This window comes from Aeromicrobium sp. UC242_57 (assembly GCF_044452305.1).
GTDB lineage: Bacteria > Actinomycetota > Actinomycetes > Propionibacteriales > Nocardioidaceae > Aeromicrobium.
Genome location: NZ_JBIOAM010000005.1, coordinates 1,318,342 through 1,338,770, shown reverse-complemented (window position 1 = coordinate 1,338,770; position 20,429 = coordinate 1,318,342). Strand labels below are relative to the sequence as shown.

The 20,429-nt window shown below is 67.7% G+C and carries 20 protein-coding genes and 2 pseudogenes; 10 read left to right on the top strand and 12 right to left on the bottom strand.

All coding sequences use genetic code 11. From position 1 onward, the window contains the following. Positions 1–8: 8 nt before the first annotated feature. The 10 genes and pseudogenes from ACHMWU_RS29985 to ACHMWU_RS29940 form a co-directional block, all read right to left on the bottom strand. On the bottom strand, positions 9–1,106 hold the full coding sequence (locus ACHMWU_RS29985) for an HtaA domain-containing protein (RefSeq protein WP_396049123.1): 1,098 nt from the start codon (positions 1,104–1,106) through the stop codon (positions 9–11). 56 nt (positions 1,107–1,162) lie between these two features. After that, positions 1,163–3,812: pseudogene (gene clpB / locus ACHMWU_RS29980) on the bottom strand (ATP-dependent chaperone ClpB). Positions 3,813–3,914: 102 nt separating this feature from the next. After that, positions 3,915–4,682 (bottom strand): ice-binding family protein, encoded by a 768-nt coding sequence (locus ACHMWU_RS29975; RefSeq protein ID WP_396049296.1) that lies wholly within the window; start codon positions 4,680–4,682, stop codon positions 3,915–3,917. Continuing rightward, the gene (locus tag ACHMWU_RS29970; RefSeq protein WP_396049122.1) at positions 4,634–5,065 is read right to left on the bottom strand and encodes a hypothetical protein; all 432 of its coding nucleotides are present in this window, start codon (positions 5,063–5,065) and stop codon (positions 4,634–4,636) included. Before ACHMWU_RS29970 ends, ACHMWU_RS29975 begins: the two co-directional genes overlap by 49 nt. Before the next feature lie 422 nt (positions 5,066–5,487). After that, positions 5,488–5,874, bottom strand: coding sequence for a ferredoxin--NADP reductase (locus tag ACHMWU_RS29965; RefSeq protein ID WP_396049121.1), 387 nt, complete (start codon positions 5,872–5,874; stop codon positions 5,488–5,490). 4 nt (positions 5,875–5,878) lie between these two features. After that, on the bottom strand, positions 5,879–7,045 hold the full coding sequence (locus tag ACHMWU_RS29960; protein ID WP_396049120.1) for a hypothetical protein: 1,167 nt from the start codon (positions 7,043–7,045) through the stop codon (positions 5,879–5,881). Next, complete coding sequence (locus ACHMWU_RS29955) at positions 7,042–7,917, bottom strand: FAD:protein FMN transferase (protein ID WP_396049119.1); 876 nt, start codon at positions 7,915–7,917, stop codon at positions 7,042–7,044. Before ACHMWU_RS29955 ends, ACHMWU_RS29960 begins: the two co-directional genes overlap by 4 nt. Before the next feature lies 1 nt (position 7,918). Then, positions 7,919–8,404: a hypothetical protein gene (locus ACHMWU_RS29950; RefSeq protein ID WP_396049118.1), complete on the bottom strand. Its 486-nt coding sequence runs from the start codon at positions 8,402–8,404 to the stop codon at positions 7,919–7,921. An 84-nt stretch (positions 8,405–8,488) separates the two neighbouring features. Beyond that, positions 8,489–8,815 carry a phytoene desaturase family protein gene (locus ACHMWU_RS29945; protein WP_396049327.1) on the bottom strand — a complete coding sequence of 109 codons (327 nt, stop codon included), beginning with the start codon at positions 8,813–8,815 and terminating at the stop codon, positions 8,489–8,491. Next, positions 8,776–9,891 (bottom strand): phytoene desaturase family protein, encoded by a 1,116-nt coding sequence (locus tag ACHMWU_RS29940; RefSeq protein ID WP_396049117.1) that lies wholly within the window; start codon positions 9,889–9,891, stop codon positions 8,776–8,778. The genes ACHMWU_RS29945 and ACHMWU_RS29940 overlap by 40 nt, the downstream gene beginning before the upstream one ends. A 92-nt stretch (positions 9,892–9,983) precedes the next feature. Between ACHMWU_RS29940 and ACHMWU_RS29935 the strand changes: the two genes are divergently transcribed. The 6 genes and pseudogenes from ACHMWU_RS29935 to ACHMWU_RS29910 all read left to right on the top strand — a co-directional run bounded on the left by ACHMWU_RS29935 (position 9,984) and on the right by ACHMWU_RS29910 (position 14,601). Then, positions 9,984–10,373 (top strand): hypothetical protein, encoded by a 390-nt coding sequence (locus ACHMWU_RS29935; RefSeq protein WP_396049116.1) that lies wholly within the window; start codon positions 9,984–9,986, stop codon positions 10,371–10,373. A gap of 2 nt (positions 10,374–10,375) precedes the next feature. After that, complete coding sequence (locus ACHMWU_RS29930; RefSeq protein WP_396049115.1) at positions 10,376–11,200, top strand: hypothetical protein; 825 nt, start codon at positions 10,376–10,378, stop codon at positions 11,198–11,200. A gap of 31 nt (positions 11,201–11,231) precedes the next feature. Then, positions 11,232–11,762, top strand: coding sequence for a hypothetical protein (locus ACHMWU_RS29925; protein ID WP_396049114.1), 531 nt, complete (start codon positions 11,232–11,234; stop codon positions 11,760–11,762). A gap of 80 nt (positions 11,763–11,842) precedes the next feature. Further along, positions 11,843–13,162, top strand: coding sequence for a hypothetical protein (locus ACHMWU_RS29920; RefSeq protein WP_396049113.1), 1,320 nt, complete (start codon positions 11,843–11,845; stop codon positions 13,160–13,162). 87 nt (positions 13,163–13,249) lie between these two features. Continuing rightward, positions 13,250–13,699 (top strand): annotated as a pseudogene (locus tag ACHMWU_RS29915) (FAD-dependent oxidoreductase); the annotation flags it as partial. Between the two features lie 293 nt (positions 13,700–13,992). Next, positions 13,993–14,601, top strand: coding sequence for a hypothetical protein (locus ACHMWU_RS29910; RefSeq protein WP_396049326.1), 609 nt, complete (start codon positions 13,993–13,995; stop codon positions 14,599–14,601). 47 nt (positions 14,602–14,648) lie between these two features. Here the strand turns inward: ACHMWU_RS29910 and ACHMWU_RS29905 are convergent, their stop codons facing one another. Continuing rightward, a complete protein-coding gene (locus ACHMWU_RS29905) occupies positions 14,649–15,284 on the bottom strand; it encodes a TetR/AcrR family transcriptional regulator (RefSeq protein ID WP_396049112.1) in 636 nt (211 codons plus the stop codon). Positions 15,285–15,421: 137 nt separating this feature from the next. Between ACHMWU_RS29905 and ACHMWU_RS29900 the strand changes: the two genes are divergently transcribed. From ACHMWU_RS29900 to ACHMWU_RS29885, 4 genes are read left to right on the top strand one after another with little or no spacing between them, the layout of a single operon-like run. Further along, on the top strand, positions 15,422–16,258 hold the full coding sequence (locus tag ACHMWU_RS29900; protein WP_396049111.1) for a phosphatase PAP2 family protein: 837 nt from the start codon (positions 15,422–15,424) through the stop codon (positions 16,256–16,258). Further along, positions 16,255–16,902 carry a DedA family protein gene (locus ACHMWU_RS29895; protein WP_396049110.1) on the top strand — a complete coding sequence of 216 codons (648 nt, stop codon included), beginning with the start codon at positions 16,255–16,257 and terminating at the stop codon, positions 16,900–16,902. Before ACHMWU_RS29900 ends, ACHMWU_RS29895 begins: the two co-directional genes overlap by 4 nt. Further along, complete coding sequence (locus ACHMWU_RS29890) at positions 16,883–17,338, top strand: GntR family transcriptional regulator (protein ID WP_396049109.1); 456 nt, start codon at positions 16,883–16,885, stop codon at positions 17,336–17,338. The genes ACHMWU_RS29895 and ACHMWU_RS29890 overlap by 20 nt, the downstream gene beginning before the upstream one ends. After that, on the top strand, positions 17,338–18,807 hold the full coding sequence (locus ACHMWU_RS29885) for an alpha-hydroxy-acid oxidizing protein (protein ID WP_396049108.1): 1,470 nt from the start codon (positions 17,338–17,340) through the stop codon (positions 18,805–18,807). The genes ACHMWU_RS29890 and ACHMWU_RS29885 overlap by 1 nt, the downstream gene beginning before the upstream one ends. Before the next feature lie 133 nt (positions 18,808–18,940). Here ACHMWU_RS29885 and ACHMWU_RS29880 read toward each other — a convergent pair whose 3' ends face one another. Next, positions 18,941–20,353, bottom strand: coding sequence for a rhamnulokinase family protein (locus ACHMWU_RS29880; RefSeq protein WP_396049107.1), 1,413 nt, complete (start codon positions 20,351–20,353; stop codon positions 18,941–18,943). Between the last annotated feature and the right edge of the window lie 76 nt (positions 20,354–20,429).

The window sequence follows — 20,429 nt, the reverse complement described above, 5'->3', positions numbered from 1 at the left end:
ATTCGGCGTCAGCGGGTACGAGGTCGTGGTCCACTCGCCGTCGGCGACCGTGAAGACGTGCAGCTGTCGGCGGTGATCGCGACAACCCGGTCGGCGAAGCGGTCGTACGCGACTTGACCGACGAGGCCGGTCAGCAGCTGATCGGTGTCATAGGTCTTGGTCTCGGGGTCCCAGGTGCGGGCGATGACCCGGTTGCTGGAGTTGCCGACGATGGCACCGGAGCCGACGTGCAGCACCGGAGCCGGGTAGGAGTTCCACGAGCCGAAGAAGGCAGGCGAGCTGGGCGAGCCGATCGGCTTCAGGGTGTCGGCGTCGTAGGCCTGCAGCTGCGAGCTGGTACCGAGGTGGACGACTCCTCGTGCCACGTCGGGAACCGTCGTGACGACGCCGGCCATGACGTCCGTGACGGTCTTGTCCAGGCCGAAGCCGAGCGAGCCGGGGGCAGCGAACGACTCTGAGGTCATCTCCGGCTTGCCACCGGGACCGGTGTAGACCGCCGAGACCGGGTCGAACAGCGCACCGCTGCCGTAGTTGCCGGAGAAGATCCGGATGCCTTCCTGCGTCAGCCTGGTGTCGAGCGGCGACCAGGTGGTCGTCCCGTCGGCGACCTCGACGTCGCCGCTGTTCAGGTCGACGTCGGTCAGCGGGATGACACCGTAGTCGACCATCTCCCCGGTCGACTCCGACTTGGACTGGACGTCCGCGAGAACCTGCGGCTCGTCGCCGTCGAGGACGAGGAGCAGGTCGCTCAGCGTGAGGTCGAGAGCGCCGTCGTGCAGGCTCCAGTGGACCGTGCCGGACGTCTGCAGCTCGAGTCGGCGAGTCTCGTCGTCGTACGTGCCCGACTCGACCTTCCACTGGTACTCGCCCTTGGCGTTGGCGGTCAGACCATCGGACAGCTCACCCGGCCCCGCGTAGTTTCGCCAGCTGGTCCGCACCCCCCAGGTGACCGTTCCGTCGCTGATCGTCACCTCCTCGGCAGATGCCGGCGACGCGGACGAAGCCACGACCAATCCGGTCAGCAACAAGGACGAGGAGGCGAGCAGTGCGGATGCTCGCCTCCTCCAGGACCGCCGCGCGCCGGGCGCGGTCTGGACAGAACTCATCAGGGGGACCTTTCACGATCAGATTGCGCCATCAACTGAGGGCAGCCTCACCATAGTTAGGCTGCCCTCAGGAAAACGATTTGATGACGTTCTGTCTTAAAAGGCGAGACGCCGTTCAGGTCACACGGCAACCACCGAGAGCCGTCGGTCTCGGCCAGCTTGTCGACCACGACGGTCTGGCCATCACGGACCTCACCAGCCAGCAGCGATCGAGCGAGACGGTCTCCGATGGCCTGCTGCACCAGTCGGCGCAGCGGACGCGCACCGTACGCAGGGTCCCACCCCGTCACGGCCAACCACTCCCGCGCGGCCTGGGTCACCTCGAGGTTGATGCGGCGCGACTCGAGCCGCTTGCCCAACGCCTGGATCTGCAGGTCGACGATGTGGGCGAGCTCATCGGTGCCGAGCGCATCGAAGGTCACGATCTCGTCGAGCCGGTTGAGGAACTCTGGCTTGAACGACATCTTCACGACCTCCATGACAGCTTCCTTCTTGGCCGCGTCGTCGAGCGACTCGTCCATCAGGAACCGGGAGCCCAGGTTCGAGGTCAGCACCAGGATCACGTTGCGGAAGTCGACCGTACGACCCTGACCGTCAGTCAGACGCCCGTCGTCGAGCACCTGCAGCAAGATGTCGAAGACCTCGGGATGAGCCTTCTCGACCTCGTCGAGCAGCACGACCGAGTAAGGACGGCGACGGACCGCCTCGGTCAGCTGACCGCCCTCGTCGTACCCGACATAGCCCGGAGGTGCACCCACGAGCCGGCTGACGGAGTGCTTCTCGGAGTACTCGCTCATGTCGATGCGGATGATGGCCCGCTCGTCGTCGAACAGGAACTCCGCCAACGTCTTGGCCAGCTCGGTCTTGCCGACACCCGTCGGACCGAGGAACAGGAACGATCCGGTCGGCCGGTCGGGGTCGGAGATGCCGGCCCGGGAGCGGCGCACCGCATCGGACACCGCTGCGACGGCAGCCTTCTGGCCGATCAGCCGCTTGCCCGCTCGTCCTCCATGCGCAGGCGGCTTGCCGTCTCGCCCTCGAGCAGACGTCCCGTGGGGATGCCCGTCCACGCCGCGACAACTTCTGCGATGTCGTCGGCGCCGACCTCTTCGTGCACCATGGCATCCTCGGGCCGATCAGCCTCTGCCGCCTGCGCGTCGGCGAGCTGGCGCTCCATCGCCGGGATCTCGGAGTACAGCAACCGGCTGGCCTGCTCCATGTCACCCTCGCGCTGGGCACGCTCGGCGGCACTACGGACCTCGTCGATGCGCTTGGTGATCTCACCGACCGCGTTGAGCGACTCCTTCTCGCGCTCCCACCGGGTCTCGAGCGCCCGCAGGGTCTCCTGCTTGTCGGCCAGCTCGACACGCAGCTTGGCGAGACGTTCGATGCTGGCCTCGTCGGACTCCTTGCTGAGGTGCAGCTTTCCATCATCAGCCGGTCGACGGCACGACGCAGCTCGTCGATCTCGATCGGGCTGGAGTCGATCTCCATGCGGAGCCGACTGCCGGCCTCGTCGATCAGGTCGATCGCCTTGTCAGGCAAGCTGGCGACCTGGGATGTAACGATCGGACAGCGTCGCGGCAGCGACCAGCGCCGCATCGGAGATACGGACTCCGTGGTGGGCGGAGTAGCGCTCCTTGAGGCCTCGCAGGATCGCGATGGTGTCTTCAGGCGACGGCTCACCGACGAAGACCTGCTGGAAACGGCGCTCGAGCGCGGGATCCTTCTCGATCCGCTCGCGGTACTCATCGAGCGTCGTCGCACCGATCATCCGCAGCGCCACGGGCCAGCATGGGTTTGAGCATGTTGCCCGCGTCCATCGCGCCGTCACCACCAGCGCCCGCACCGACGACGGTGTGCAGCTCGTCGATGAACGTGATGATCTGGCCGTCGGACTCCTTGATCTCGGTCAGGACCGCCTTCAGCCGCTCCTCGAACTCGCCGCGATACTTCGCACCGGCCACCATGGCGGCCAGGTCGAGCGAGATCAGTCGGCGTCCCTTGAGCGACTCGGGGACGTCGCCGGCGACGATGCGTTGGGCCAGACCTTCGACGACGGCGGTCTTGCCGACGCCGGGCTCGCCGATCAGGACCGGGTTGTTCTTGGTGCGACGGCTCAGCACCTGCACGACGCGCCGGATCTCGCTGTCGCGGCCGATGACGGGGTCGCAGCTTGCCCTCGCGGGCCACCGCCGTCAGGTCGACGCCGAACTTCTCGAGCGACTGGTAGGTGTCCTCGGCATTGGCACTCGTCACCCTGGACGTGCCGCGCACCGCCGCGAAGGCGGCCTCCAGCGCATCAGCCGACGCGCCGGCCTCGACCAGCAGCGTCTGGGCCGTGGACGTCACGGTGGCGATGCCGACGACGAGGTGCTCGGTCGACACGAAGTCGTCGCCGAGCTGGTCGGCGAGATCTTGGGCGCGCTGCAGCACTTCGTGCGAGGCGCGGTTGAACGTCGGGTTCTGCACGCTGGCGCCCGAGGCGCTCGGGATCGCGGCGAGAACCTGCTTGAGGTCTGCATCGACCTGCAGGGGGTCGACTCCGGCGGCCTGGATCAACGGCGCCGCCGTCCCGCCGTCCTGGGTCAGCAGCGCGGCGAGCAGATGGGCGGGCTCGACTGCGGGGTTGCCCGCAGCGGCGGCCGACGACATCGCGGCGCCCAGCGCCTGCTGGCTGCGGGTCGTGAACTTGGCAAGGTCCATGGGTGCTCTCCTTCGTAAAGCTTCTACAAAGAACAGCGTACAGAAAGTTGAGTCTATTCCTGTCAACTTCAACTTTCTGTACGCTGCGCCCGTCGAGCCTGATCAGCTGCGGTGCGAACCTCTCGGACGACGGTTCATGACGACGAGTGCGACACCGATCATCGCCGCCACCGCACCCAGCGGAGCCCGGAAGCCCGCCGGGCCTCCCGTGCCGGGGAGATCCTGCGACGTGCTGGTCGCATCAGCGTCGGTGCCGGCGTCTGTATCGACGTCCGTGACCGTGCCACCATCTGTGTCGGCGTCGGTGTCGGCATCCGTTCCGTCCGCGACAGTGTCGCCGTCGCTGTCTGCATCGGCGTCCGTGTCGGCTCCTCCGTCTGTGTCTGTGTCTGCGTCGGCATCTGCACCGGCGTCCGCGTCCGCGTCAGTACTGTCAGCGTCCACGTCGGCACCATCGCCAGCACCGTCCGCGTCAGCATCGGCGGCCGCGTCGGTACCGTCGTCGGCAGCGTCGTCGGCCACCACCGGCGCTGAGCAGCCTGGCATCGTGAACGTGTTGTTGAGCAGCGTCACGGCGCCCACCTGGGCGAGCAGGCGTCCCTCGAAGGTCGCACCTGTGCCGGCGCTGATGGAGTTCTCGGCCAGGACAGTTCCGACGAACGTCGAGCCCGCCTTGATGTCAGCGTCCTCCTCGACCTGCCAGAACACGTGGCAGGCCTGGGCGCCGCCGATGAGCTCGACAGTGCTGCCGACCTCCATCGTGAGCGATGAGCCGACCTGGATGACGAACTCTGCGTCGGGATCTCCCTGGGCGTCCAAGGTCACTGTGCCGTTGCCGGCGAGGTTGAGCGCTGACGAGGCCCGGTACACGCCCGGCAACAGGTCGACACCGTCGAGCGGGTCAGGTTGCTGCCGGACGGTGTCTGCGCGGCGGCCTGCAGGTAGGCCGCCAGGTTGGCGGTCTGCGCGGCCTGCGACTCCTCGGTCGTGGCGATGGAGCCACCGGCCGGCGGCTCCCACACGAAGTCGGCGATGCCGGTGATCTCGGTGCCCGGGAAGACCCCGACGTCACCGAGCACGTCGGCGTCGTCGGTGCGGATCGTGGTGGTGCCACCGCTGTTGGTGACGGTGCTCGCACCGAGCACCGCGAACTGCTCGGCGACGCCGAGATTGATCGTCGGGACTGCGGCGTGGGCCGCAGCTGCCGAACGAGATGCCGAGGGCGACGAGGCTGCCGGCCAAGGTGGCGGCACCTGCCGCGACGAGGACGGGACGTCGCTGCGAAGAGGAAAAGGCGGTCGAACGGGGATGACTATGGGTCATGGTGAACCTTCTGGCGATCTGGCGGATGTGAGCCCACGGTCGCCAGCGGCCTGGATGGGCCACCTGCGAGCTCGAGCCGGCGCCTCGGCGCACATGTCAGCGGGCTGTTCCACAAGCCTGAGGTCGCTGGTGCGTTCGCTGTCTTGCCACGGAGCGGCAATGAGTCGCGGCCACGTCCTCTCCCCGAGGAACTAGGCCGCTCGCGCAGGCATCGTCAGATCGAGATTCCTACCGGGTGGTGACGATCGGTCTGCCCGAGACAGACCGTCGCACATATCATGATACGCCATGGATGTCTCTCGCGCCGCATGAAGCAGAACGATTTATCCCTGCGGTCGCGGCAGCGACCCGGTTAGTATCCGGTGAAGTAGTCGGTCTTCACCCGACCGCAGCGACTCCGCAACGTCGATCGCACAGCGTTGACCATGGCCGGCGGCCCGGACACGTACGCAGTGCGTTCGGCCAGGTCGGGGACGGCGTCGGCGATGATCTCGGCGGTCAGGAACGGCGCGGCGACGTGCGTCCAACCCTCGGGCAGCACGTCGGGACGGTCCGGCGAGACCAGGACGACCCTGGCCCCGGCCAGGTCCTCGACGAACGGCGCTTCGGCGGCCGACGGTGCACCGTAGACCACGACCGCGTCCCGGTCCGCATCGTGCCGCAGCTGGCTCAAGAACGGGGTGATGCCGATCCCGCCCGCGACGAGCAGGAGCGGTTTCGAGCGATCGGCCGGCAGCACGAAGTCACCGCCCACTCCCGTGCCGTGGACCCGCTGGCCCGGTTCGAGCGAAAGCAGCGCCCGCTTGAAGCTCGAGGCGTTCTCGGGCACCCGCAACGCAAAAGCCACGGAGCCATCTGCGTTCGGGGGGCGAGCTGATGCTGAACGTCCGGCGGCTGCCCCGGCTGTCGGTGCCCGCATGAGGCAGGGAAAGCTCGACGTACTGGCCCGGCTCGAATGTGACCGGCCGGCTCGAACGGAACGCGAGCTCGTACGTCTGCGGCGTCAGCTGCCGGATCTCGTCGAGCTCGAACGTCAGACCGCGGCGACGGGCGAAGACGAAGGCCACGAGGTTGCCGATGAGGAGCGAGAGCTCGGGAGTCACGGTCACCACGCCGACCCTGATCGGATCGATGCCCACGACGGTCGTGAACAGCGGCCACGCCACCGCGACGCCAGTCACTGCAGCCACGACCCACTGCTGCCAGCGCCTCGGCGGCAGCGTCAACGGCTCGGTCACCATGAAGCCCGCCATGAACACCAACGGGTAGGAGTACGCCGTCAGCTTGATGATGTCGCTCAGCGAGCCGCCGGCCAGATCGTTCAGCGCGATGATCGTCAGACCTGCGCCGACCAGCACGAAGACCAGACCGATGTCGACGCGCCGGGTGCGCCACAGCACCAGCAGCGCCGCCACCGCGACGAACGGCAAGAGCTTCTCAGCAGCGATCCACCAAGTCGCATTGATCGGGTTCTCGCGCCCGGCAAGATCCTGGACGATCACGACGAGCAGGGCACCAGCGGCCGCAGGGTTGAAGACATGCCGACCACGCCAGGCCAGGACGTACTTCGAGGCGTTGGCAAGAGCAGCTGTCGCCGCCAACCACGCCAGGTCGGTGACCTCCGTCGACGGCCAGAACAGGAAGAACAGCAGCAGCGCAGTGATGACGGACGACTCGGTGTGCGGGGTGATCCGCCAGATCAGCCCCAGCACCCGGTTGCTGACGTACGACGAGACCAGCAGCACCACCAGCGTCACGAGCTCGGCCTCGACCGTGAAGGGCGCGACGAAGGTTCCAGCCGCGGTGTACGCGACAATGACAGCCGCCAGCAGCAGGAGCACGATCGAGACGAGCCGGTACATCGTGATGCGACCGAGCTGGCGGTCGAGAAGGTCTCTGACAGTCTTCATACGAAAAGCTCTCCGGGGAAGTCGGGTGACCACTCGAGGCGGCCGTCGGCGTGCATGCGGACGAACTCGTGCGAGAAACGGCCCATCAAGACTGCAGGGTCGGCAAAGAAGTGCGCGGTCGCCAGACCGTCGGCGCGCATGCACGACTGCGGCACGACGACCCACGTCGCGATGATGTCTTCGGTCGGTCTGCCGGTACGCGCGTCGATCACGTGGTGCAGCCCATTGCCCCAGGCCCGCCTGTTGGTCGCCGACGCGCACAGGGCGTCTTCGGGCTCGACCTCGGCGACGCCGACGGCGCGGGTCGGGTCGAGAGGATGCTCCAGCGCGACCCGGATCGGCGTCGTGCCGTTGTGGTAGAGGTCGCCGCTGGCGTCGATCGTGAACTGATGCGTGTGTCTACCCACGATCCCCTCGATCAGGTCGACCAGCAGCCCCTTGCCCGCCGCGCCGACGTCGAGCAGCACGGGCCCCCGCGTCGTGAGGACGTTCGGCTCGCTCATCGCAAAGTCGAACGTCGCCGTGCTGGCATACCAGCCGTGCGCGGAGGACGGCGCCGACTCCACCAGTGAATAGCTCGAGTCGTAGCCCAGGTCGGCCAGCGTCTGGCCGACGGCCGGGTCGACCGCGCCCTCCGTGGCGTCGTGCAGCTCTGCATAGAAGCCAAGCAGCTGATCGGCCTCGTCCGGCATCGTCCAGGTCCCGGCCCGGTGCGACATCTCGGTCACCAAGGAGTCCGGCCTGAACCGCGACCAGACCCGGTCGAACTCCTCGATGCGAGCCAGCACGGCTGCTTGGACGTCCGAAGGCAACGGCGCCCGCGTGTCGATCTGCCACGCAGTGCCGATGGCTTCGAACGTCCAAACGTGCATGTCAGGCCTGCGCTTCAGCCTTGATCTGCTCAATCGCGTCGTTGAATCCACCGCTGGTCAGCGAGGACCCGGCGACCTTCGAGACATTGATCTCGTCGAGGCTCTTGCCGACCACCTCGGCCGAGATGCCACCAGCGAACTGGGTCTGGAACTGCTTGGACGTCGGGTGGGTGGCCTCGGGCGTCACAGTGACAGCAGAGACGACACCGTCAGTGATCGTCAGGTCGACGGCGACGTGGGACGGACCGGCCGGGCTCGTGTAGTCGCCCTCGGCCGAGTACTCGCCGTCCTTGACCGCCGCGTCACCGGAATCGGTCGAATCGGCAGAGTCTGTCGAGTCGGTCGTGGCGTCGCTGGCGGCCGGGGCCGAGGTCGCCGTGTCGGTGGCGGCTCCGTCGGAGTCGCTGCTCCCGCAGGCTGCCGTCAGCAGCAGGACGGACGCGGCGGCCGCAGCCGAGAGCATCTTCTTGTGCGCGGGAAGGTTCATCAGTAGCTCCTGGATTCAGATCAAGAATGAAGGTTCAACTAGTAGAACGCGGCGTGGTGGAGACAGGTTCCGAAGGACCTATTCTCACAGGTCATCCACAGCGGCACGGGCCGCATGAAAGCCGGCCATGCCGTGGACGCCACCCCCGGGCGGTGTCGACGAGGAGCACAGGTACAGGCCCTTGACCCCGAGCGAGTACGGGTTGGCCGAGGCGCGGGGTCGCATGACGAGTTGCCACGGATCGTTGGCACCGCCGCCGATGTCACCGCCCAGGTAGTTCGCATTGTGACGTTCGAGCTCTGCGGGTCCCGTCGACGTCTTCGCGACGACTCGTTCGCGGAATCCCGGGGCGAACCGCTCGATCTGGGCGATCACCGCCTCCGTCGCATCACCGGTGTAGCCCGTCGGCACGTGCGCGTACGACCAGATCGGGTGGACATCGCCGGCCGAGCGACCCGGATCGGCGAGGTACTGCTGGCACACCAGGACGAACGGGCGTTGCGGCATCCGTCCTGCGTGGACATCGCGCTCGGCCGCGCTGAGCTGCTCGAAGGTGCCGCCGAGGTGGACCGTGCCGGCCCTGCGGGCGTCCTCGTTGGTCCAGGGGACGCCGCCTTCGACGGCGAAGTCGACCTTGAACGCCCCCGTGCCGGTCCGCCACTTGCGCAGCGGGGCGACGGACCCGTTCCGGTAGGCGGTCTCCGGTGATCTGGAGGACCGCAGCCGGCGACGTGTCGAACATGACGATGTCGGCCTGCGGAAGCTCGGTGACCCGGTGGCCTGTCTCGATGCGTCCGCCGTGGTCGGCGAGCTCGGCCGCCAGAGCGTCCGCGATCGCGATCGAGCCGCCCTTGGCGACAGGCCAGCCATAGGCGTGGCTCGTGACCGCGAACATGAGCCCGAGGCCACCGGTCGTGGGCCGGTCGAGCGGCTGCATCGCGTGGGCGGCGAGACCGGCGAACAGCCCCCGCGCCTCGTCGGTCTTCCAGCGTCGGGCGATCCATGACGCCGGCTGCATCGCCCGCAGACCGAACTGCGCCAGCAGCATCGGATGCTTCGGCACGTGCAGGATCGGACCGAAGATCTCGCCGATGAGATCGTCGCTGTGGTCGACGAGCGGCGCGAACAGCCTTCGCCAGGCCTTCCCGTCCTCGCCGAGCTGCTCGACCGTGCGGTCCAGATCGCGGAAACAGCACTCCGGCGCGTCCGCCGTCGAGGGGGTGCACGGCATCGATCTCGGGCCACAACCACTCGAGGCCGTGCTTCTCCAGCCCGAGGCTGCGGAAGAAGGGGGATGCCACGCCGGTTGGGTGGGTCGCCGAGCAGATGTCGTGCAGCACGCCAGGGACGTTGAGCTCAGCCGACCTCGTGCCGCCACCGATCTCGTCCTCGGCCTCCAGGACCGTCACGTCGATACCCGCACGGGCCAGCACGACGGCGGCCGACAAGCCGTTGGGACCGGATCCGACGACAACGGCAGTGGTCATGCGAACCAACCTAGTGCCACTTGTCCACAGGGGTGTGGATGGCTGGGGTTGCAGCACAAACGGGTGTCTGTGGTCGCGTCTAGCGTGGAAACATGTTCGAGGACGTGGCCGCTGCTGACCTGCTGGGACGGGTGCGCGCGTTCGATTTCGACGACGTGCCAGGTCATAAGACCGGCTACGCGCGGATCGAGGCACTCAAGGCCCTCGACGTGGCAGTGCGGGCGGCGCAGGCCGAGCAGATCCGTCAGATCTGGGCACTTCATCGCGAGCGGGTCCAGCTGATCGGGTTGGGACAGGGCGATCCGACCTTGTCGGTGATCGGTGAGATCTCGATGGCCCGCAACATAGGTCCTACCGCAGCAGCGAACCAGGTCACGTTGGCCATGGGCCTGCAGCACCTCCCTGGGTGTTCAACCTGCTCGCCAACGGGACGATCTGCGAGGCCACCGCCCGGGCAGTCGTCGCTGAGACAAGTTCACTAGGGGTGGACGACCTGGTACTGGCCGATGGGGTGCTGGCCGAGAAGATCCCGGGCATGACGACCGGTGAAGCCAGACGGGCCGCAGCACGCACCGTGATCAGCATCGACGCCGACGCAGCCCGGATCCGAGCCACCCGCAACCGGCAAGACCAACGAGTCACCTTGTGCACCGAACCCGACGCGGTGGCCACCATGATCGTGCGAGGCCCAGCCGAGCAGCTGGTCGCCGCCCACAAGAGCCTCGACCAGTGGGCCAACGGCCTGCGTGCCACCGGCGACCCACGCACTCGCGGGCAGATCATGTTCCAGACCCTGGTCGAGCGAGTCACCGGCCAGGCCCGCGCCGATCACTGCAGCGTCGAGATCAACCTAGTCATGGACGCCGACACGCTGCTCGGCGACGGCGACACGCCGGTCGACCTCGATGGCTACGGTCCCATCGCACCCGATGTCGCCGACGACATCATCGCCAGATCCCACACAGCCAGCGTCCGACGGTTGCTGGTCGACCCGGTCGATGGCAGCCTGCTGGTCCGAGAAAGCCGACGCCGCCACTTCGATGCACCCACCAGAGCCCACATCCGCACCCGCGATCGCCGCTGCCGCCAACCCGGCTGCGACCTGACAATCCGCGACACCGACCACATCGAAGACTTCCAGCACGGCGGCCAGTCCACCGCCAACAACGGCCAAGGACTCTGCAAACGATCACACACCCTGAAACACCTACCTGGATGGTCAGTCACCGGCGACGCGAAGACCACCACCTGGAAGACCCCCACCGGCCACACCTACCAATCCAGACCCCCACCCGTCCTCAGGCAATAGCGCGACCCCCACAGACCGTTACCCTCCGAGGATGCCTTCGAGCTCGACCGAGCACTTCTCCACGCTGTGGGTGCCGCGACGCCCACTCGTCTCGTTCTCGACCCGGCTGCCTGTCATCGTTGCGTCGTCGGTGTTCCTAGGCTTCCTACCGGCCGCGTTCATCGACGACCAGAGATGGGGCCTCGTCGTCGCGATCTCCATAGCCGCACTGACCACGGTCCACGGTGTCGCGACGTGGTGGTTCCGCGCCGCCCGACGCGTCCTCGTCAGCTCAGACTCCGCGATTGGCGTGCGCGTCGGCTCGAAGATCGTCTTCGAAGTGCCCTGGACGGAGATCGCAGCCGTCAAGCTCGACAAAGGCGACACCCTGCCCAGTCTCCTGCTCGACGTCACGGGCCACAGCGGGACCTACCCGCACCTCGCGCTGACCTCGACTGACCGCTGGGCCAACGACATCGGCTCCCCAGACTTCATCGCCTTCCTGCCCGGTGAATACCAAGAGCTCGCCGGCGCCCTGGCCGAGGAGTGCCGACGCCGCGCCGTGCCGTTCAGCTGCGACTGACACCACCCCAGTCCTAGCCCAGCCGGATCCCAACGTCCTCACCCACCGTGGTCGCACCACCCCCGACCACGGAGAACTCGATGTCTCGCCTCACCCGACCCGCCACCTGGCTGGGCACCATCGCCACATCAGCCCTGCTCGCGTCCCTGATTCCCGGCCTCGTCACCGCCCCCGCAGAAGCAGCCGACCTCGGCACCCTCGTGTTCATCAAGGATCACGACATCTGGCTCGCCAAGGGCGACGGCACCGCCCAGCGTCCGGTCACGAAGGACGGAACCTATGCCGACCCGTACCGGACACCATCGATGTCCGACGGCGGAACGATCGCCGCGAGCAAAGGCACCCGGGTCGTCCGGATGACCCAAGCAGGCCGAGTCCTCAACACCATGGACCCGCCCGCGCTCAAGAACACGCTCGGGCACTTCGTCGACGGAGTGCCGGTCGATGTCGCGATCTCGCCCAACGGCAAGCTCATCGCCTACACGTTCGTCGGGTACGAAGCCGGGATGGCCCGCTTCGCCACCGGCTACACCGCGGCTGACCGGCTGACACCGGCCAGCCAGCACAAGCCGACCTACTTCCGCAGCCCCTCGTGGATCGGCAGCAGCCGCACCCTGCAGACCGGCGGCTTCGGGTCCCAGGTCATGATCCACGACCTGGGCGGCGAGCCCTTTCACTGGTGGGACGACTCCGACTGGGCGGCTCCCAGCACCGACCTGTCGAACAGCGAGCTGTCGCCCAACGGCCAGTGGGTGACCGTGACGCGCGACTACGCCGAGAACTCCCACATCGTCAGTGCCAAGGTCCACGGCAACGCGCAGAACGGACGACCGATCCTGCCCACGGCGTTCTGCCTGTACGGGTACGACGAAGCACTGAGTCTCGACGACCCGACCTGGGCACCCGACTCCAAGCACCTCGCCTGGACAGAGCCGAGCAAGGGAATCTACGTCACCGACGACGCCACGAGCAGCACGTGCAACGCTGCACCCCGGCTGCTGATCCGCGGGGGTTCTGAGGCCGACTGGTCCCCCGCTGGCCTCAGCGCCGCACCCAGGCCAGCACTGCGCAACACGACGAAGCCGTCCATCTCCGGCACTCGCAAGGCCGGCAAGACCCTGACCGCGAAGACCGGGTCGTGGACCCCGAAGGCGTCGTCGTACAGCGTACCGCTGGTACCGCAACGGCAAGGCGATCTCGGGCGCGACCAAGCGGACGTACAAGGTCAAGAAGTCCGACAGGAGCCGCAAGATCACCGTTCGGGTGCAGGCCAAGCGGTCCGGCCACCCGACGGGTTCCGCCCTCAGCAGGCCCGTCACGATCAGGCGCTGAGCTGTCATGCCGGGCCGCACGAGCGGCCCGGCGTGACCTGCGCCACACCAAAACCGCTCATATCGTAGACAGATTTCATCCGCTTGAGCCTGGGCTTTAGGCTTGCCTAAGACATTTGTCTTCCTCCAGGAACCCACCCTCATCAGGAGCCGCGCATGAGCAGGCAGTTGCGAGTCGCCGTGATCGGCGCCGGACCGGCGGGCATCTACGCCGCAGACATCCTCAGCAAGTCAGAAGATGTCGACGCGACGATCGACATCATCGACCGCGACCCCACGCCGTTCGGGCTGATCCGCTACGGCGTCGCTCCTGATCACCCGCGCATCAAAGAGATCATCAAGGCCCTCAAGCGGGTGTTGTCCAATGACGACATCCGCTTCTTCGGCAACGTCAACTACGGTGCCGATCTCAAGCTCGACCACCTGCAGCAGTTCTACGACGCAGTGATCTTCGCGACCGGCGCGCGCGCCGACCGCGATCTCGACATCCCCGGCATTGAGCTCAAGGGCTCGTTCGGCGCCGCTGACTTCGTCTACTGGTACGACGGCCACCCCGACGCCCCCCGCACCTGGGGCTTCGAGCCGCACGCCGAGTCCGTTGCCGTCCTCGGTGTCGGCAACGTCGGCCTCGACGTCGCACGCATGCTGGCCAAGACCGCCGACGAGCAGCGTCACCGAGATCCCGCAGAACGTCTACGACGGACTCAAGGCCAACGCCGCCAAGGACGTCCACGTCTTCGCCCGACGCGGACCAGCGCAGGTCAAGTTCACCCCCATGGAGCTGCGCGCGGCAGCCACTCCCCCAACGTCGACGTCATCGTGCACCCCGAGGGCTTCGAGCCGACCGAGGGCTCGATGGACGCCATCCGCGCCTCCAAGAGCCAAAAGCCGTCGTCGACGTGCTGCAGAACTACCTGGCCAAGGAGCCCACCGGCGCCCCGCACCGGATCCACATCCACTTCTGCCAGAACCCCGTCGAAGTACTCGGCGAGGACGGCCAGGTCGTCGGTCTGCGCACCGAGATCACCGAGCTCGACGGCACCGGCAACGCCCGCGGCACCGGCGAGTTCAAGGACTGGCCGGTCCAGGCGGTCTACCGCGCCGTCGGCTACCGCTCCGACAACCTGGCCGGGATCCCGTTCGACAACAACACCGCCACGGTACCCAACGACGGCGGACGCGTCATCGAGATCGACGGCACCCCACTGCCCGGCGCCTACGTCACGGGTTGGATCAAGCGCGGCCCGGTCGGCCTGATCGGCCACACCAAGTCCGACGCCGCCGAGACCATCCGGCTGCTCACCGAAGACGTCGACCAGCCGTCGCACCGGCCAACCCGGCCCGTGAGGACGTCGACGCCTACCTCGACGGACGTGGCATCGAGTACACGACCTGGGAGGGCTGGGGAGAAGCTCGACCAGCACGAGATCGACCTCGGCGAAGCCGCCGGACGTACCCGCATCAAGGTCGTCCCCCGCGAAGACATGGTCGGCATCTCCCGCAGCTGAACCCGCCTGGCGACGTGCAGGGTCTCAGCGGCCCTGCACGTTGCACATCAGGGTGTGGATCGCCTCATCTTCGGGGGCGCAGACGGGCAGGGCCTGCAAGTCTGGGGCGCGCGCGGAGGCCGTCGAGGAACAGCGCTAGATAGCGACGCCACAGGTCGGGCTGTTCGGCCGTCGTCAGCGAGCTTCGCGAGCATCAGCTGGACGCCGATGTCAGAAGCCGCCACGTCAGCGCGCAGCGAGCCATCGGCCTGGGCGCGCTCGACCATGCGCTCGACGATCGGTCCGAGCCGCTCACGACCGATCGTGCGGTACTCGTCGGTCGCGGTTGCGCTCGCCATGACCTCGGCCAGCCCCCGATCGACGACCTGGCGCTCGACGGTGCGTTCGAGGAACGTCACGAGCGCATCCCACGGCCGCCCCACCGCCGCGGCGTCCTCAGCGATGGCCACGATCTCTTGGACTCGCGACTCGAACAGCGCCTGGACCAGCTCGGCCCGTTCGGGGAAGCGCCGATAGACCGTGCCGACGCCGATTCCGGCTCGTCGGGCGATCTCGTCGTAGCCGGCTTCGAGACCGTGCTCGGCGAACACCGCAGCGGCCGTCTCGAGGATGAGCTCGCGGTTGCGGGCGGCGTCACGGCGCAGCGGCCGATCTGTCTCAGGCCCAGCAATCTCGGTGCTCATACCTTCCATGCTAACGGGGTACAGGCATCGAGAAGGCAGTCAGCGGCACCCGCGCACCCAAGCGGAGCACGGTTTCTGCTGATGGACTAGAGTGAAACGGAGCATTGTTTCCACTTTTGTTTTCTCCCGGAGATCCCATGACTTCCCTCACCGAGCCGCGACGCCAGCCGGCCCGCTCGTCGCACGAGTCGGGTCGAGCCGACGCCGCTCGTGCCGGCGGAGGGATCCTCGGCACGGCGAGACGATTCGTCGCGGCCGCCGGGGTGCACGAGGTGCTCCTGCTGGCCGCCCTCTGGATCGCGTACAGCGCCAGCCGCCTGATCGCCAGCGACGACCTGGCTCAAGCCCGTGCGCGTGCTGTCGACATTCTGCATCTCGAACAGCTGCTGCACATCGACGTCGAGCACTGGCTCAACCACGCACTGACGCCGATCACCCAGGTTGCCGTCCCGATGTCCTTTTGGTACGCGACGCTGCACTACCTGGTCACCCCGCTGGTGCTCGCCTACCTCTTCTTCCGGCAACGCCCCGAGTACCGACGTGGCCGCAATGCGCTCGTGATCGGCTCGGCCCTCGGGCTGATCTGCTACATGTTGATCCCGACCGCGCCGCCGCGGCTGATGCCAGACGGTCGCTACCTCGATGCACTCGCCCTGACGACCCAGTTCGGCTGGTGGAGCGGCCAGGCGTCGGCGCCGGCAGGACTCGGCCACATGACCAACGAGCTCGCAGCGATGCCCTCGCTGCACGTCGGGTGGACCATCTGGGTCGCTTGGGCGGTCTGGCAGCACACCAACGTCGCCGGACGGGCGCTCGCTGTGTTCTACGCCGCCGGGACCACCGTGATCGTCATCGCCACCGGCAACCACTGGGTGCTGGACGCCGTGGCCGGCGCTGCCGTCGTCGCGGCGGGCATTGCCGTCGCCAGCTGGTGGGACTCCCACCGACGAGGTTCTGCCCCGGCCAGTTCGTGACGAGCGCCCTGCTGGGATTCGTCTTCGCCTTCGCCGAGTCGGGCCTGGGCCTCGGTGCGGTGATCCCTGGCGAGGTCGCCATCTCCGGGCTCGCCGCCAAGCTCGACGACCCGATACCGCTGCTCGTCCTCGCGCTGGCTGTCGCCCTGGGTGCCACTGCGGCCGACCATCTCGGCCTGTTCATCGGACGCTCCGGCGGGGGCAGGCTGCGCGAGTCGCGACTCATCCAGCGCGCCGGCGTGCACCGCTGGGACAAGGCATCAGACCTGGTGCAGCACCACGGCTTCTGGGCGCTGCTGGCCAGTCGCCTGCTACCTCTGGTCCGCACCGTCATGCCGGTGGTCGCCGGCGCGGGCGGCATCCGGTACCGCTCGTTCCTGGCGGCCTCGGTGCTCGGAGCAGTCGCCTGGTCGTCGCTGTGGGTCGGCGCGGGCGCCGGCATCGGGGCCACTGGTGTGCTGGATGACCCCTGGGTGGTCGGCGGAATCGTCGTCGTCGCGGCTCTGACGATCACGATCCGCACGCTTGTCCGGCGCCGCCGCAGCCGCAGACAGGCGTCACGGTCACAGGCGCCTGAGGCTACGTCGTCAGGATTGTCAGACAATCTGGTATTGTCAGACAATCATGGCAACCAGCCCGACTGACACCGCAGTTCGACCCGACGCCGTCGTCACCGCCTTGCGCGACGCGATCTTGTCGCGAGAGCTCCCGCCCGACTCGGCGGTGACCGAGGCCCACGTCTCCACGACGTACGCGGTCGCCCGCCCCACAGCACGCATCGCCATCGACCGCCTCGTGGTCGACGGGCTGCTGACCCGCGAACCCCATCACGCCGCACGCGTGCGGCGCCTCGGTCGCGACGACATCGACGACCTCTTCGTCACCCGCGCCGCCCTCGAGGCCACCGCCGTCGAGCTTCTCGCTGCTACAGCGACCATCCCGCAGCACGCAGCCGACGCCGACCGCGACTTCCTCGACCTGCCCGCCGACGCCTCGTACACCGCCCGCGACCTCGCCTTCCACCGAGCGCTGGTCCACGGCACGACGTCGACCCGCATCCCCGGCTCCACGACCTGCTGATGGGTGAGATCGAGCTCGGTATCGCCCAGATCGACGCCCACGGACTACGGTCCGCCGACGAGGTCGCCGCCGACCACCGCTCGATCCTCGACGCCATCGCCAGTGGCGACGTCGAGGCCGCCGGACGGCTCGCCCGCGACCACGTCCTGGCCTCCCGCGACCGCCTGGTCGCCCACTACGACACCACGCTCAGCCTTCCACACCCAGCACGACGCACAGAAAGTAGTTCCATGGTCCAGCGCCAGTTCCCCCGCCCGGTCGAGGTCTTCGACCTGCTCAAGTTCAAGAAGCCGGTCTGGAGTCCCAAGCGGCGCAGACTCGAGTCGGCCATGACGATCTACGATCTCCGCACGATCGCCAAGCGCCGCACTCCGCGAGCTGCTTTCGACTACACCGACGGCGCAGCCGAGGGCGAGCTCTCGCTCGCCCGGGCACGTCAGGCCTTCGAGGACGTCGAGTTCAGCCCGCGCGTGCTGCGTCCCGCCGCGTCCGTCGACACGTCGAGCACGATCCTCGGCGGGCCCTCTCGCCTGCCTTTCGCGATCGCGCCGACCGGCTTCACCCGGCTGATGCAGACCGAGGGCGAGATCGCCGGCGCCGGCGCGGCGGGTGCCGCCGGCATCCCCTTCACCCTCTCCACGCTGGGCACGACGTCGATCGAGAACGTCAAGGCCGCCAACCCCGACGGTCGCAACTGGTTCCAGCTCTATGTCATGCGCGACCGTGAGATCTCGTACGAGCTCGCGCGCCGTGCGGCCGCCGCCGGATTCGACACCTTGCAGTTCACGGTCGATACCCCCGTGGCCGGTGCGCGCCTGCGCGACAAGCGCAACGGATTCTCTATCCCGCCGCAGATCTCGCTGAAGACTGTCCTCAATGCCGCGGTTCGTCCGTGGTGGTGGTTCGACTTCCTCACGACCCCCAAGCTCGAGTTCGCCTCGTTGAGCTCCACCGGAGGAACCGTCGGCGAGCTGCTCGACTCGGCCATGGATCCGACGATCTCGTTCGACGACCTCGACGTGATCCGCGGCATCTGGCCCGGCAAGATCGTCATCAAGGGCGTGCAGAACGTCGAGGACGCCAAGCAGCTCGCGAGCCGTGGCGTCGACGGCGTCATCTTGTCCAACCACGGCGGACGCCGGCTCGATCGCGCGCCGATCCCGTTCCACCTGCTGCCTGAGGTCAAGCGCGAGGTCGGCGCTGACATCGAGATCGGCATCGACACCGGCATCATGTCCGGAGCCGACATCGTGGCCGCTGCGGCGCTCGGCGCCGACTTCTCGATGATCGGTCGTGCCTACCTGTACGGCCTCATGGCTGGCGGACGCGCCGGTGTCGACCGCACCATCGCGATACTTGAGGACGAGATCGTCCGCACGATGAAGCTGCTGGGTGCTTCATCGATCGCCGAGCTCGAGCCTGCGCACGTCACCCAGCTGGAGCGGCTGATCCCCGCGCCCCGTCGCTAAGAACCACCCACCCGCTGAGGAGGGGGTTGTGGCCCCTTGAGGAGGCACTTACGGGCCTCCCCCCTCCTCGGCGGGCCACAACCACCTCTTCACGGGGCGGTTACCACCTCGTCGGGGGGCGAGAAGTACCTCGTCAGGGGCGGGGGGTGAACTTCGCGAGGTCGTGAGTCGTCGCGATGAGGTGACGCATCTCTTCCAGGGTGTCGCCTACTGCGCCGAGCGTGCGGGCCTGCACCAGGACGTTGCCCAGCGCGGTCGCTTCGACAGGGCCCGCCAGCACCGGACGACCGCTGCGGTCGGCCGTCAGCTGGCACAACAGCCGGTTGAGCGAGCCGCCACCCACGACGTGCACGACGCCGATCGAACGGCCCGACAGCTTCTCTGCGGTGTCGAGGGCATCGGCGAAGGCCTGAGCCAGGCTCTCCACGATGCTGCGCATCAGGATCGCCTTGTCCGCTGGCGCCGGGACGTCGTGCTCGGCGCACCACTCGCGGATGCGGGTCGGCATGTCGCCGGGGGGCATGAAACGGGGGTCCTGGACGTCGAACGTCGTGACCGGCACCGACACGTCGGCTGCGGCACGCAGGATCTCGGTCAGCTCGACCGGATCGCCGTCGCGCTCCCACTGCCTCAGCGTCTCGCTGATCAGCCAGGTGCCCATGACATTGGTCAGGAACCGGGTGCGACCGTCGACGCCACCCTCGTTGGTGAAATTGGCGGCCCGCGCGTCCTCCGTCATGACCGGAGCATCGAGCTCCAGCCCGACCAGGCCCCAGGTGCCGCAGGAGATGTAGGCCGCGCCGTCGGTCAGCATCGGCACACCGACGACCGCAGAGGCGGTGTCGTGCGAGCCCACGGCGGTGACCGGCAGGTCGGGGGCACCAATGCGCTCGCCAACCTGCGCGGAGACAGTACCGATCGTCTGGCCAGGGTCGACCAGATCGGTCAGGATGCCGGCCGGCAGGCCGGCGCGCTCGACCAGGTCGAGGTCCCACTCACCCGTCCGGGGATCGAGCAGACCTGTCGTCGAGGCGTTCGTGCGCTCGGTGACCATCCGGCCGGTGAGCCAGTAGCCGATCAGGTCGGGAATCAACAGCAGACGGTCTGCGAGCTCGACCGCAGGATCGGCGGCCAGCTGGTAGATCGTGTTGAACGGCAAGAACTGCAAGCCGTTGCGTGAGAAGAGCTCTGCGGGCGACACGCGGGTGTGGATGCAGTCCACACCCGCGGTCGTCCGCTCGTCCCGATAGTGGAACGGCACGCCCAGCATGCGGTCTGCACGCATGAGGGCGTAGTCAACCGCCCAAGAATCCACCGCTACGCTCCGGAGCCCGTCAGGTGACTGGCTCACGGCTGTCCACAGTCCGCGTAGAGCGTGGCGGTAGAGATCGAGGGGGTCCCAGTGAAGCCCGTCCGGAAGGACGATCGGCTGATTGGCAAATCGCGCGACAGCGCGCAGCTGAAGGTGTCCCGGCCCCACGTCGCCGACCATGACACGGCCGCTGGAGGCGCCGAGGTCGATGGCGGCGACGGAGACAGAAGACAAGGTCGACATGATGAGAGGAGCGGTCCGATCTAGCGCAGGAACGCTGCAGCGACGCCGGCGTCGACGGGAATGTGCA

Excerpts from the sequence above, each read along its gene's own strand:
- ACHMWU_RS29955 (WP_396049119.1), bottom strand. The coding sequence starts at position 7,917 with ATGCACGTTTGGACGTTCGAAGCCATCGGCACTGCGTGGCAGATCGAC.
- ACHMWU_RS29950 (WP_396049118.1), bottom strand. The coding sequence starts at position 8,404 with ATGAACCTTCCCGCGCACAAGAAGATGCTCTCGGCTGCGGCCGCCGCG.
- ACHMWU_RS29885 (WP_396049108.1), top strand. The coding sequence starts at position 17,338 with ATGGGTGAGATCGAGCTCGGTATCGCCCAGATCGACGCCCACGGACTA.
- ACHMWU_RS29920 (WP_396049113.1), top strand. The coding sequence starts at position 11,843 with ATGTCTCGCCTCACCCGACCCGCCACCTGGCTGGGCACCATCGCCACA.
- ACHMWU_RS29960 (WP_396049120.1), bottom strand. The coding sequence starts at position 7,045 with ATGAAGACTGTCAGAGACCTTCTCGACCGCCAGCTCGGTCGCATCACG.
- ACHMWU_RS29940 (WP_396049117.1), bottom strand. The coding sequence starts at position 9,891 with ATGACCACTGCCGTTGTCGTCGGATCCGGTCCCAACGGCTTGTCGGCC.
- ACHMWU_RS29925 (WP_396049114.1), top strand. The coding sequence starts at position 11,232 with ATGCCTTCGAGCTCGACCGAGCACTTCTCCACGCTGTGGGTGCCGCGA.
- ACHMWU_RS29985 (WP_396049123.1), bottom strand. The coding sequence starts at position 1,106 with ATGAGTTCTGTCCAGACCGCGCCCGGCGCGCGGCGGTCCTGGAGGAGG.
- ACHMWU_RS29890 (WP_396049109.1), top strand. The coding sequence starts at position 16,883 with ATGGCAACCAGCCCGACTGACACCGCAGTTCGACCCGACGCCGTCGTC.
- ACHMWU_RS29905 (WP_396049112.1), bottom strand. The coding sequence starts at position 15,284 with ATGAGCACCGAGATTGCTGGGCCTGAGACAGATCGGCCGCTGCGCCGT.
- ACHMWU_RS29935 (WP_396049116.1), top strand. The coding sequence starts at position 9,984 with ATGTTCGAGGACGTGGCCGCTGCTGACCTGCTGGGACGGGTGCGCGCG.
- ACHMWU_RS29900 (WP_396049111.1), top strand. The coding sequence starts at position 15,422 with ATGACTTCCCTCACCGAGCCGCGACGCCAGCCGGCCCGCTCGTCGCAC.